The following is a 13,278-nucleotide window of genomic DNA, read 5'->3' as shown; positions in this document are numbered from 1 at the left end:
GAGTATTTAAAAATAAAAGATTATATTAAAATAAATATTTTTAAAAGATATTTTTTAAAATATTTTATTTAGTAAAATTTCCTTTCTTTAATAAATAACGATAAGGTTTTATATCAGTAAAATATTCTATTAATTCGTGTTCCATAAAGGTGCAAAAATATGGAATATCTCTTTTAGTAGATGGATCATCTGCTAAAATTAATATAGTTTTATTTGTTTTAATTTCTCTTATTTTTTTTCTAAGAATCATAATTGGTTCTGGACATTTTAAACCAACTAAATTTAATATGATATCGCTTTTTTTCATTTTTTTTATATTTTATGTATAATAAATTATTATTAATTTGAATATAAATTTTTTGAAATAATGTATTTTTCTATTTCTTTAGGAATTAATCCAGATGATGTTTTTCCATTAGAAAAATTTTTTCTTATTTGTGTTGAAGAAATATTTTTAATGGATATAGATGAAAAAAAAATATATCCACATGGTTTATTATATAAATAACTTTTATTTTTTGAAGTATTAGAAATAATCCATTTTTCTAATTTATAATTTTTCTTAGTTTTTCTAGGAAGAATTAATAAATGTGTATATGACAATATTTTTTTCCAGTTTTTCCAAAGATTCAAACTATATAAGTTATCTTCTCCTATAATGAAAGATAAAGATTCTAAAAATCCAATTTTTAATCTTATTTTTTTTAGTGTATCAATTGTATAAAATTTTTTTTTTTGTTTCTAATAAACTTATTTCAAATAATGTATCTTTTTTAGTTACATATTTAATCATTTTTAATTTATCTTCAAGAGATGTTTGAGTTTTAGATCGATGAGGAGGATTATGATTAGGTAATAATATTATTTTATCTATTAAAAATTCTTTTGCTAATTCTTTTGCAGAAAGAATATGTCCATAATGAATGGGATCAAAATTACCTCCAAATATAACATATATTTTTTTCATTTTTTTATTGAAGTGCATAATAGTAATGTTAATGTTTTTAATTCTAACCAAGGATTATTATTATACTCTGATTTTATTTTAATATCTATTTGTAATAAAATTCTAATTACTTTTAAAAAGTTAGAAAAATTAATTGATTTAATAGCAATAAAAAAGAAATGAAATCTATTTAAAAAGATATTATTTTTCTTTAAAAACATATTTATATTTATTTTTTTTTCACGTTTTATATGTAGTAATATTAATAAATCTTTTTGTAATGAACGTATTAAAATAAGAGGATTATATTTTTGTTGATATAAAGTATCTAATATATAACAAGCTTCTTTTTTTTTATTTTGAAAAATTGCATTGATCCAATCTGATGCATTTAAATTTGAAAAGTTATTAATAATATTTTTTATTTTTTTAGAGGTAGTTATTTTATTTTTCCATACAAGCGATATCATATTTAATATATGATATGCAAATATAGTATTACCTTCGTAATATTTATATAATAATAATAAAGCGTTTTTAGTAATTTTTATTTTTCTTGATTCTATTTCATAATTTATCCATTTTTTAAAATTTAAACCATTTGGTGTAAAACACCAAATAATGTTAATTTTTGATATTTTTTCTTTAATTAATATAAATTTTTTGAAGCTCATGGACAACTGATTAAATTTTAGTATTACTAATATATTTAAATTTTGAAAATAAAATAATTTATTTATGTTTTTTATTAATACAGTATTTAAATTTTTTAAAATAAAATTTACAATTAAAATTCTTTTTTTAAAAAATAAATTATTTAGTTTGTAAAAATAAATAATTTTTTCCCAATCTTCATGTTTTTCTATATCAATAATATTTTTTTCTATAAAATCTTTTTTTTTAGCAAAATTTAATATTATTTGTATATTTTTATTTATTAAAATTAAATCCTGACCTAAAAAAATATAAAATAAACTTAATTTATTTATTATTTTTTTTAGTTCATATGTATGTATAAATTTCATTTTTAATAAGGATATCCTAATTTAGTATATTGATATTTTTTATATTACAAAGTTAATTATTTTATTAGGAATATAAATTATTTTATTTATATTATTATTTTTTATTTTTTTTTGAATTAATAATTTTTTTTTCACATATGAAAAAATTTCTTCTTTTTTTAAATTATCTAAAATTTTTATAGTAAATTGTTTTTTTCCATTAATTTGAACAACTAATATATTATTAGTTTTTAATAAAAATTTTTTTTCAAAAACTGGCCATTTTTCATTATCAATAAGGCAATTATTATTTAAAGATTTCCATAATATAAAACATAAATGGGGTGTAAATGGATAAAGCATTTTTATAATACATAGTAATGCATCTCTCATAATGCATTTATCTTTTTCTTCTTTTAATTTAAATTTTTTTAATTTATTAACTAACTCCATAATTTTAGAAATCGCAGTATTAAATGATTTTCTACGGCTGATATCATCGGATACTTTAGCAATTGTTTCATGTAAAAAACAATATATAGTTTTTTGTTTTTGATTTAAAGAAGAAAATTGTATATTTTTATATACATGTTTTATTTGTATATAATCAAAAGATAATTTCCATAATTTTTTTAAAAATCTATAAATTCCTTTAATTCCATATTCATTCCATTCTAATGATGATTCTATAGGAGCAGCAAACATAATAAACAATCGAATTGTATCAGCTCCATATTTATTAATCATTAATTCTGGTTGAATACCGTTGTTTTTAGATTTAGACATTTTAATCATTCCAGCATATATAACTTCTTTACCTTTTTGATCATATGCTTTAATAATTTTTCCTTTTATATCTTTTTTAGTATATACATTAGATGGATTTATCCAGTAGCGTTGATTATTTTTTCTAATTTGATAAAAAGCTTCTGATAAAACCATACCTTGACATATTAGATTTTTAACTGGTTCATCAAATTGTACAAATTTAAAATCACGTAATAATTTGTGATAAAATCTAAAATACATAAGATGCATAATAGCATGTTCTATTCCACCAATATATTGATCTACAGGTAACCAGTATTTTGATGCAACAGGATCAATAATTCCTTTTTTAAAATTAGGGCAAGTATATCTAGCATAATACCAAGAAGATTCCATAAATGTATCAAAAGTATCTAATTCTCTAGTAGCAGGTTGATTATTGATTTTTATTTTTGACCAATAAAATTGTTTTTTTTTAAGGTTTTTTAAAAAATTATGATCATTTTCAATTTTAGGTAATATAACAGGCAGTTCTTTTTCTGATATTGGAACAATCTCTCCATTATCTAAAGTAGCCATTGGAATTGGTGCGCCCCAATATCTTTGTCTAGATACACACCAATCTTGTAATTTATAAGTAGTTTTTATTTTTAAATTATTTTTTTTAATTAATTTTTTTGTTATTTCGTGAACAGCATCTTCATAATTAAGTTTATTAAATTCTCTAGAGTTGATTAATATACCTTTTTCCAATATAAATTTTTTTTGTAATAATTTTTTACTTTGATGTTGAATAACATATTTAATTTTTAAATTATTTTTAATCGCAAAATTCCAATCATTTTCATTATGACCAGGAACTGACATAACTGCACCAGTACCATATTCATTAAGTACAAAATTTGCTATCCAAATAGGGATTTTTTTATTTGTAATTGGATGAATGGCAAATATATTAGTATTTATTCCACAAAATTTCATTTTTTCTAATTTTTCTTTAGAAAGAGAGTTTTGATTTTGTTTTTGAATAAATTCATTTAGTATGTTATTTTTTTTTGAAAGATTAATAGAAAATTGATGAAAAGGAGATATTGAAATATATGTTACTCCCATTATAGTATCTATTCGAGTAGTAAATATTTTAATTTTATTTATACTATTTTCAATATTAAAAGAAATTTGAAATCCTTTTGATTTTCCAATCCAATTTCTTTGCATATTTTTAACTTTTTTAGGCCAATTTTTTAATTGATCTAAATCATCATATAAAGATTCAGCATAATTTCTAGTTTTTATAAACCATTGTGGTATTTTTTTTATTTTTATTATATTCTGACATCTCCAACAACAACCATTTATTACTTGTTCATTAGCTAAGACAGTTTTATCATATTCACACCAATTAACAAAACTATTTTTTTTATAAACTAATTTTTTTTTATATAATTGAATAAAAAACCATTGTTCCCATTTATAATATTCTGGTTTGCATGTAGTAATTTCTCGATTCCAATCGTAACTAAATCCTAGTGATTGTAATTGTTTTTTCATATATTGAATATTTTTATATGTCCAAGATGAAGGTGCTGTTTTATTTTTTATAGCTGCTTCTTCTGCAGGTAACCCAAAAGCATCCCAGCCAATAGGTTGTAAAACATTTTTTCCTAACATTCTCTGATATCTTGAAATAACATCACTAATAGTATAATTTCTAACATGACCCATATGTAACTTTCCAGATGGATAAGGTAACATTGGTAGGCAATAATATTTTTCTTTGTTAGGGTCTTCGTGAACTTCAAATATTTTATTTTTTTCCCAATATTTTTGTACATATATTTCAATATTTTTTGGATAATATTCTTTTTCCATATTGTACTCTATAATAAATTTTTTGATATTTTAAAAAATCAATGATTTTTTGAAAATATTTAATATTTTTAATTTTTATTTTTTATAATAAAAAACTTAAAATTAATTTAGATTATAATATTTTTTTTAATAATATTTTAAATAAAAAATTATATAATCTAACTTTTTTATTGTTCTTTTATTTTTGGAATTTTGTTTTCAGGAGTAGTAACATGTATTTGTATAATTTTTCTGCTATCTGTTGAAGATATTTTAAAATGATATCCATTGATATTAATATTGTCACCACATCTAGGTAGATGTCCAAATGCTTTCATTACCAGCCCTCCAATAGTGTCTACTTCTTCATCATTAAAATTTGTTTTAAAGATGTTATTAAATTTTTTTATTTCTGTTAGAGCGCCAATAGAAAATGTACGTTCTTTTAATTTTCGAATATTTGATTTTTCTTCTTCATCATATTCATCTTGAATTTCTCCAACTATTAATTCAAGAATATCTTCTATAGTAACTAATCCAGATACTGCTCCAAATTCATCTATTACTATTGCCATATGAGTTCTTTTTAAACGAAATTCCTTTAACATTCTATCTACATATTTACTTTCAGGAACAACAAATGCTGGTCTTATTACATTTTTAATATGAAAATCTATTTTTGAATTTTTCATAAATGGTAATAAATCTTTAGCAATTAAGAATCCTTCTACATAATTCTTATCACTATTCATTACTGGAAAACGAGAATGTGCTGATTCTAAAATAATATCTAAACATTTATTTAAATTATAATTTAATTTTAAAATGATCATTTGTGTTCTAGGAATCATTATTTCTTTAATTTTTTTCTTTGCAATATGTATAACTCCTTCTAACATATCACATGTATCTTGATCAATTAGTGCATTTTGTTCTGAGTCTCGAATTAATGTAAGTAATTCTTCTCGATTTTTAGGTTCATCATGAAAAATATGATTCAATAAAATAGAAAAAAAACCTTTTTTATTAATTTTTTCTGAACTATTTGCATCTGTTTCACTCATAATATTTATTTTTCTGTTTTTAAAACATATTTTATTATTTAGGTTAAAGTAATTTTTTTATATAAATAATTATTATTTTTTTAAAGATATGGTTTTTCATAATTTAGAGATAACATGATTTTGTTTTCTATTTTTTCCATTTTTTTTTGTTCTTCGTTATTTTTATGATCATATCCTATTAGATGAAGCATTCCATGTATAACCATATGTGCCCAACGTGATTCTAATTTTTTATTATATTTTAATGATTCTTTTTCTATAATATTTTTACATATAACTAAATCTCCTAGTATATTTATATTTTTTTTTATAAAAAAATTTAGTTGAAAAGATAAAATATTTGTTGGATAGTTTTTTTTTCTATATTTTATATTTAAATTTTTTATTTCTATTTCATCTACAATTTTAATTGTAATAATTTGAATAGTTTTTTTTTATATAAAATTTTTCTTATCCATCTTTTAAACATTATTTTTTTTGGAATTTTTTCTTTATTAAAACAGTTTATTTGAATATTTAAAATAAAGTTTTCTTTTTTTCTTATTCGATTTTTTATATTAATATTCCTTCTAATGAATGTGTATGTATTTTATTTATTTTAACTTGAACAAATTGACCAATTTTTTTGGATGATCCATAAAAACTTACAATTCTATTATTTTCTGTTTTACCATATAATTGATTTAAATTTTTTTTTGATATACCTTCTACTAAAATAGATTGTATACTTCCTAACATTTTTCTACTCCAAGACATAGTTTGTCGATTAATACAATCTTGTAATTGATATAAACGTTCTTTTTTTTCATTAATATCAGTTTCATCTTTCATTTTTGAAGCAGGAGTCCCTGGTCGATTAGAATATATGAAACTATAGCTCATATCAAAATTTATTTTTTTTATAAAATTAATTGTTTTTTTAAAATCCTCTCTTGATTCACCTGGAAAACCTACAATAAAATCAGAGCTAATTTGAATATTTGGACGTACGATTAAAAGTTTTTCAATAATTTTTTCATATTCTTCTGTAGTATATAGTCTTTTCATACGTTTTAATATTTTGTTAGAACCACTTTGAACAGGTAGATGTAAAAAACTTACTAATTTAGGTGTATCTTTATATACTTCAATAATATCATCAGTAAATGAAAATGGGTGACTTGTAGTAAAACGAATTCTTTCAATGCCATTGATCTCTGAAACTAATCTTAATAATTGAGAAAAAGAACAGCTTTTTCCTTTATGATTAAAACTTTGATATGAATTTACATTTTGTCCTAATAGATTAATTTCTTTTACACCATTTTTAGATAAATTTTCTATTTCAAATAAAATATCATCAGATATTCGACTAATTTCTCTTCCTCTTGTATATGGTACTATACAAAATGAGCAAAATTTATTACATCCTTCCATAATTGATACAAATGCTGTATATCCATTGTTTTTTATTGGTAAAGATTTTTGAAATTTTTCTAATTTTGGAAAACTAATATCAATTACAAACTTATTATATTTTTCCACTTCGTCAATCATTTTGGGTAATTTATGTAAACTTTGAGTTCCAAATATTATATCTACATATTTAGATCTTTGAAAGATTGACTTACCTTCTTGTGTTGCTACACATCCGCCTACTGCAATAATAATATTGGGGTTTTTATTTTTTAATTTTCTCCATCTTCCTAATTGATGGAAAACTTTTTCTTGAGCTTTTTCTCTTATTGAACAAGTATTTAATATTAAAATATCTGCTTCTTTAGAGTTTTTAGTGATTGTATATTGATTAGTTTTTTCTAAATATTTTGCTATCATTGAAGAATCATATTCATTCATTTGACAGCCCCATGTTTTAATATATATATATTTCATATTTAATAGCATTAATCCTAATAAGTATTTTAAAATAATTTTTAATTAAAAAATATTTTTTTCAAAATATTTTATATAGATATTTTTCCTTGAATTATAGGATGTGGATGATAATTAATAATTTTAAAGTCTTTAAAAGAATAATCAAATATTGATTTAGGTTTATTTAAAATTATTAATTTTGGTAGTTCCCGAGGTTTACGAAGAAGTTGTTTTTTTGCTAATTTAATATGATTATTATATAAATGAACATCACCACCTGTCCATAAAAATTCATCTACTTGTAAATTACATTGTTGTGCTATCATATGTATAAGAATAGAATAGCTTGCTATATTAAATGGTAATCCAAGAAAAACATCACAAGAACGTTGATATAGTTGACAACTTAATCTATTTTTAAATACATAAAATTGAAATAATACATGGCAAGGAGGTAATGACATTTGATCAAGTTCTGATACGTTCCAACTAGATACTAGTATTCTACGAGAATTTGGATTTTCTTTTAGTTGTTTTAATATATTTTTTATTTGGTCAATTTTTTTTCCATTTTTTGCATTCCAACTTCTCCATTGTTTTCCATAAATAGGTCCAAGATTTCCAAATTTATCAGCCCATTCATTCCAAATAGATATTTTGTTTTCATTAAGATATTTAATATTAGTATCACCTTTAAGAAACCATAAAAGTTCATGAATAATAGAAGGAATATGACATTTTTTTGTAGTAACAAGTGGTAATCCTTTTTTTAAATCGAATCTTATTTGGTGCCCAAAAATAGATAATGTTCCTGTTCCAGTTCGATCTTTTTTAGATTTTCCATGTGTAAGTATTATTTTTATTAATTTTAAATATTCTTTCATTTTTTAAATACACTTTTTTTTATAAATTAAAATAAATATAATACATCCAAATATAATCATTGGAATAGATAATATTTGACCCATAGTAATAAAATTTTGAATTAATCCAATTTGAGGATCAGGTTCTCGAAATATTTCAGCAATTATTCTTAATATTCCATAACTTATTAAAAAAATACTACTTAAACTACCTATAGCTTTTTTTTTAAATAAGTAAATTATTAAAAATAATAGAATACCTTCTAAAATAAATTCATATATTTGAGAAGGATGACGTGGTAATGCTCCATATTTTTCTATAATAGGTTGTAACTCAGGATTATTTAATGCTAATTTTAAATCATAAAATTTTGTATTAGAAGAAATTACAGCATAAGGAAAATTAATTGCAACTCGTCCCCATAATTCTCCATTAATCAAATTTCCTAGTCTTCCAGCAGCTAAACAAAATGGGATTATTGGAACTAAAAAATCTGAAATAATTAAAAATTTTATTTTATTTTTAATCGAAATATAATATATACTAATGATAGCTCCTATTAATCCTCCATGAAACGACATACCTCCTTCCCATATATGAAATATACATAAAATATTTTGAGTAAAATATGAAAAATTATAAAAAAGTATATATCCTATTCTTCCACCAATACATGAACTAAAAAAAATAGTATATAGAAATTGATCTATCTGAATTTTATTATTTTTTTTTTAAATATTTTTTTCCATAAAAAAAAGCAAAAATAAAACTGATAACATACATTAATCCATACCAACGTATAGAAAGAGGACCAATAGAAAAAATAATAGGATTTAATTTAGGAAAGGTGATATACATAATTTATTTTTCTCTTTTCAACTTATCATTTTATTTATTAATAGATATTTGTTTTTAATATTTTGTTATTTTTTCTAGGTTTAATAATTCTTGAATTGTTTGTCGTCTTCTAATTATTTTAAAAATATTATTTTCTATTAATATTTCTGGAATAAGTGGTCTAGTATTGTAGTTAGATGACATTGATGCACCATATGCTCCGGTATCATGAAATATTAAATAATCTCCTATTTCTATATTGGGTAATTTTCTCGTTTTTATATCTCCTCCTTCTTTTTGTGTAAATATATCTCCTGATTCACATAATGGACCTCCTACAACTGTATCAATTAGTTTATTTGATTGTTTATTATTATTAATTACAGATATATGATGATAACTTCCATACATAGTCGGTCGCATTAAATCATTAAAACCTGCGTCAATTAAGACAAAATTTTTATTACCTACTTTTTTAATTGCTCTTGCTTGTGAAATTAATATTCCTGATTCTGCTACTAAAAATCTGCCTGGTTCAATTTCTAATGTAATTGGTTTTTTTAAAAAATTAGATATTTTTTTTCTTGCTTCATCCCATAAATTAAAATATTTTTTTATATCGATAGGTTTTTCGTTAAATTTGTATGGTATTGGAAGTCCTCCTCCTGCAGAAATAAAGTCAATTTTTTCATTTATTTGAATTGCATTTTCTACCATAGAATGACAGACTTTTTTTAAATGATTATAATTTACACCTGAACCAATATGCATATGTAAACCTATTAATTTAAGTTTATATTTTTTAATAATAGGTATAGCAAATTTTGGTTCCCATATCCCATGTTTACTATTTTCTCCTCCTGTATTTGTTTTTTTGCTATGTCCATATCCAAATTTAGGATTAATACGCAACCAAATATTATGTCCTGGTGAGATTTCTCCTAATTGTTTTAACATATCTAATGATCCTATATTGACTGGAATATTATATTTAACAATTTTAGATAATGTTTCTATATCAAATAAATCTGCAGTAAAAATAATATCATTGCTATTTTTTTGAAATCCTGAAATTATAGCTCTTTCTATTTCTCCTAATGATACAGCATCAACTTTTAAATTATTTTTTTTCATTAAATTTAATATATGAATATTAGAACAAGCTTTTTGAGCAAATCTAATAATATCAAATTGTCTTAATAATTGAATTTTATTATAAATTATATTTGCATCATAAACCCAAAATGGAGATTTATATTGTTTTATTAGTAATTTAATATTTTTAATATTAAGATTACTTTGAGTTTTATTAATTAATTCAGGCATTATTTTCTCTATTAAATTTTTTAAGTTATTCAATATTATTAAATAATATATTTTTATTTTAAAAATTTTCGTAAAGTTGGGAATAAAATAACTTCTCTAATGCTTTTTTGATTAGTAAGTATCATAATTAAGCGATCAATACCAATACCGAGACCAGAAGTCGGAGGAAGACCATATTTTAAAGCTTCTATGTAATTTGAATCATATAAGATATCTTTATTTTTTTCTTTTTCTGTTTTTTTTATTTGATTTAAAAATCTATTTTTTTGATCATCTACATCATTTAATTCTGAAAATCCATTACCTATTTCATATCCTGCTATAAATAATTCAAATCGGTCAGTAGTATTATTATTTATATCATTCCTTCTTGCTAATGGAGATACTTCAACTGGATATTCTGTTATGAAAGTAGGTTGAATTAAATTTTTTTCTACTGTTTTTTCAAATATTTCATTATTAATTTCACCTATATTCGATGTTTTATTTTTTAATCCAATATTATTTGCAATTATTTTAATTTTTTTTAAATTTTTTAAATCAGAAATGCAAATATTAGGATTAAATTTTAAAATAGCTTCTTGCATAGTTAGTTTGCAAAATGGTTGATTAAAATTTAAGATATGTTCTTTATATTTAATTATTTTTTTATCAAATAAATATTTTATTATACTTATTAATAAATTTTCTGTAAATTTCATCATATATTGATAATCAGAATATGCAATATATGCTTCCATCATAGTAAATTCTGGATTATGTCTTGTAGAAACTCCTTCGTTTCTAAAATTTCTATTTAATTCAAAAACACGTTCAAATCCACCAATAATTAATTGCTTTAAATATAATTCTGGTGCTATTCTTAAATACATTTCTTGATCTATTTCATTATGATAAGTTTTAAATGGACGTGCACTAGCTCCACCAGGAATACTATGTAACATAGGAGTTTCTACTTCTAAAAATTTATTTTTTATCATAAATTTTCTAATAAACTGAATAATTTTTGATCTATTTTTAAAAATATTATATAATTTTTCGTTAGTAATAAAATCTAAATATCTTTTTCTATAACGTTTTTCTTGATTAGATAATCCATGGAATTTATCAGGTAAGTTTTTTAAACATTTATTTAGTATTATAATATTTGTAGCATGGATAGATAATTCTTTTGTTTTTGTTTTGAATAAATAACCATAAATACCTAAAATATCTCCAATATCTAATTTTTTAAATTGATTATGATAAAATTCAGTTGTAATTGATGTTTCTTTTATATATATTTGTATTCTTCCCTCTATATCTTTTAATATAAAGAAAGAAGCTTTGCCCATAATTCTTCTTTGTATCATACGACCAGAAATAGTAATATTTATTTTATTTTTTTTTAATTCATTTGTTGTTTTATTTTTATATAGTTTGTAAATTTCTTTAGAATTTATAGTTTTTTTAAAATTATTTGGAAAAGAGAATCCATATTTTTTCATTTCAATTAATTTTTTTTTTCTTATTTGATTTTCATTATTTATATCATTATATATATTTTTTTTTTTAAACATTTTTACCTCTACAATCCTGATATTAAACTTTGCTCGATAAAATCATCTAAATCACCATTTAATACAGCTTCAATATCATGTTTTTCTACTCCAGTTCTAAGGTCTTTTATTTTTGAATGATCTAATATATAAGAACGAATTTGATTCCCCCAACTAATATCTAATTTATTATTTTCTATTTTTTTTTGTTTTTTTCTTTTTTTTTGCATTTGTAATTCATATAATTTTGATTTCATTTGTTTTATAGCTTGTTCTTTATTTTTATGTTGTGATCTATTACTTTGGCATTGAGTAACAAGATTAGTAGGGATATGTGTAATTCGAACAGCAGATTCAGTTCTATTTACATGTTGACCTCCTGCACCAGAAGCTTTATATACATCTATTCTTAAATCAGATAAACAAAGATCAATATCAAGTTGTTTTTCGATATCTGGATATATAAAAATTGAACTAAATGATGTATGTCTTTTTTTAGAAGAATCAAATGGACTTTTTCTAATAAGTCGATGAATACCTGTTTCAGTTCTGAGCCATCCAAAAGCATATTCTCCTATTACTTGGATTGTAGCAGATTTAATACCAACTGCGTCACCTCCATTAGATTCATCAATAATTTTTGTTTTAAATCCTTTTTTATTAGACCATTTTAAATACATTTTTAACAATATTTTTGACCAATCTTGTGCATCTATTCCCCCAGATCCAGATTGTATATCAATATAGCAATTACAATTATCATGTTTTTTTGAAAACATACGATAAAATTCTAATTTTTTTATTTTATTTTCTATTTTTTTTATTTCTATAATTATATCTTCTATAATTTTACTATCTTTAGTTTCTTTAGCTAATTCTAAAAAAATATATACATCATTTATTTTTTTTTCGATATCATCAATATTATCAACTATTAAATTTAATAAGTTTTTTTCTTTATAAAGTTTATGTATAGATGCTTTTATTTTCCATATATTAGGTTTTAATAATTCTGAATTAATTTCTAAAATTCTAATTTTTTTTATATTATAGTCAAAGATACCTCTTTAATTCATGTTTTCTTTGATTTAATATTTTTATTTTGTTAATTATTATATTAATATCTATCATAATTTTATTATTCTTTAATTTTTAAAAAATTTTAATATTACTTATTTTTTTTTAATGTAAGATTTTTTTTAATGTAAAATAGTTTTATTTATATT

General features: G+C 21.2%; 10 protein-coding genes and 2 pseudogenes. All 12 read right to left on the bottom strand.

Annotated elements, in window-relative coordinates:
• Positions 1-64: 64 nt before the first annotated feature.
• Positions 65-307, bottom strand: coding sequence for a sulfurtransferase TusA (tusA, locus tag AB4W67_RS02195; RefSeq protein ID WP_367682409.1), 243 nt, complete (start codon positions 305-307; stop codon positions 65-67).
• Positions 308-339: 32 nt separating this feature from the next.
• Positions 340-967 (bottom strand): annotated as a pseudogene (nadD, locus tag AB4W67_RS02190) (nicotinate (nicotinamide) nucleotide adenylyltransferase).
• Positions 964-1,971, bottom strand: coding sequence for a DNA polymerase III subunit delta (holA, locus tag AB4W67_RS02185; RefSeq protein ID WP_367682408.1), 1,008 nt, complete (start codon positions 1,969-1,971; stop codon positions 964-966). The pseudogene nadD and the gene holA overlap by 4 nt, the downstream one beginning before the upstream one ends.
• A gap of 39 nt (positions 1,972-2,010) precedes the next feature.
• Positions 2,011-4,590 carry a leucine--tRNA ligase gene (leuS, locus tag AB4W67_RS02180; protein ID WP_367682407.1) on the bottom strand — a complete coding sequence of 860 codons (2,580 nt, stop codon included), beginning with the start codon at positions 4,588-4,590 and terminating at the stop codon, positions 2,011-2,013.
• A gap of 167 nt (positions 4,591-4,757) precedes the next feature.
• Complete coding sequence (gene corC / locus AB4W67_RS02175; RefSeq protein ID WP_367682406.1) at positions 4,758-5,633, bottom strand: CNNM family magnesium/cobalt transport protein CorC; 876 nt, start codon at positions 5,631-5,633, stop codon at positions 4,758-4,760.
• A gap of 80 nt (positions 5,634-5,713) precedes the next feature.
• The gene (ybeY, locus tag AB4W67_RS02170; protein WP_367682803.1) at positions 5,714-6,004 is read right to left on the bottom strand and encodes an rRNA maturation RNase YbeY; all 291 of its coding nucleotides are present in this window, start codon (positions 6,002-6,004) and stop codon (positions 5,714-5,716) included.
• 181 nt (positions 6,005-6,185) lie between these two features.
• Positions 6,186-7,505, bottom strand: a complete 1,320-nt coding sequence (miaB, locus tag AB4W67_RS02165) for a tRNA (N6-isopentenyl adenosine(37)-C2)-methylthiotransferase MiaB (protein ID WP_367682405.1) — start codon at positions 7,503-7,505, stop codon at positions 6,186-6,188.
• A gap of 71 nt (positions 7,506-7,576) precedes the next feature.
• Positions 7,577-8,371, bottom strand: a complete 795-nt coding sequence (thyA, locus tag AB4W67_RS02160) for a thymidylate synthase (RefSeq protein ID WP_367682404.1) — start codon at positions 8,369-8,371, stop codon at positions 7,577-7,579.
• A 3-nt stretch (positions 8,372-8,374) separates the two neighbouring features.
• Positions 8,375-9,209: pseudogene (gene lgt / locus AB4W67_RS02155) on the bottom strand (prolipoprotein diacylglyceryl transferase).
• Positions 9,210-9,263: 54 nt separating this feature from the next.
• Positions 9,264-10,514 carry a diaminopimelate decarboxylase gene (lysA, locus tag AB4W67_RS02150; protein ID WP_367682403.1) on the bottom strand — a complete coding sequence of 417 codons (1,251 nt, stop codon included), beginning with the start codon at positions 10,512-10,514 and terminating at the stop codon, positions 9,264-9,266.
• A gap of 53 nt (positions 10,515-10,567) precedes the next feature.
• Positions 10,568-12,073 carry a lysine--tRNA ligase gene (gene lysS / locus AB4W67_RS02145; RefSeq protein WP_367682402.1) on the bottom strand — a complete coding sequence of 502 codons (1,506 nt, stop codon included), beginning with the start codon at positions 12,071-12,073 and terminating at the stop codon, positions 10,568-10,570.
• Positions 12,074-12,081: 8 nt separating this feature from the next.
• A protein-coding gene (gene prfB, locus AB4W67_RS02140; protein WP_367682401.1) for a peptide chain release factor 2 occupies positions 12,082-13,183 on the bottom strand; the annotation gives its coding sequence in 2 pieces (ribosomal slippage) (positions 12,082-13,107 and positions 13,109-13,183; 1,101 coding nt in all).
• Between the last annotated feature and the right edge of the window lie 95 nt (positions 13,184-13,278).

This window comes from Buchnera aphidicola (Protaphis terricola) (assembly GCF_964059145.1).
Lineage (GTDB): Bacteria > Pseudomonadota > Gammaproteobacteria > Enterobacterales > Enterobacteriaceae > Buchnera > Buchnera aphidicola_BP.
Note: the sequence above shows the minus strand (reverse complement) of the source record. Positions and strands in the feature narration are given on the sequence as shown.

What these genes read in the sequence shown, in the direction of transcription:
- thyA (WP_367682404.1), bottom strand. Translation starts at nt 8,371, where the DNA reads ATGAAAGAATATTTAAAATTAATAAAAATAATACTTACACATGGAAAA.
- holA (WP_367682408.1), bottom strand. Translation starts at nt 1,971, where the DNA reads ATGAAATTTATACATACATATGAACTAAAAAAAATAATAAATAAATTA.
- leuS (WP_367682407.1), bottom strand. Translation starts at nt 4,590, where the DNA reads ATGGAAAAAGAATATTATCCAAAAAATATTGAAATATATGTACAAAAA.
- corC (WP_367682406.1), bottom strand. Translation starts at nt 5,633, where the DNA reads ATGAGTGAAACAGATGCAAATAGTTCAGAAAAAATTAATAAAAAAGGT.
- miaB (WP_367682405.1), bottom strand. Translation starts at nt 7,505, where the DNA reads ATGAAATATATATATATTAAAACATGGGGCTGTCAAATGAATGAATAT.
- lysS (WP_367682402.1), bottom strand. Translation starts at nt 12,073, where the DNA reads ATGTTTAAAAAAAAAAATATATATAATGATATAAATAATGAAAATCAA.
- tusA (WP_367682409.1), bottom strand. Translation starts at nt 307, where the DNA reads ATGAAAAAAAGCGATATCATATTAAATTTAGTTGGTTTAAAATGTCCA.
- lysA (WP_367682403.1), bottom strand. Translation starts at nt 10,514, where the DNA reads ATGCCTGAATTAATTAATAAAACTCAAAGTAATCTTAATATTAAAAAT.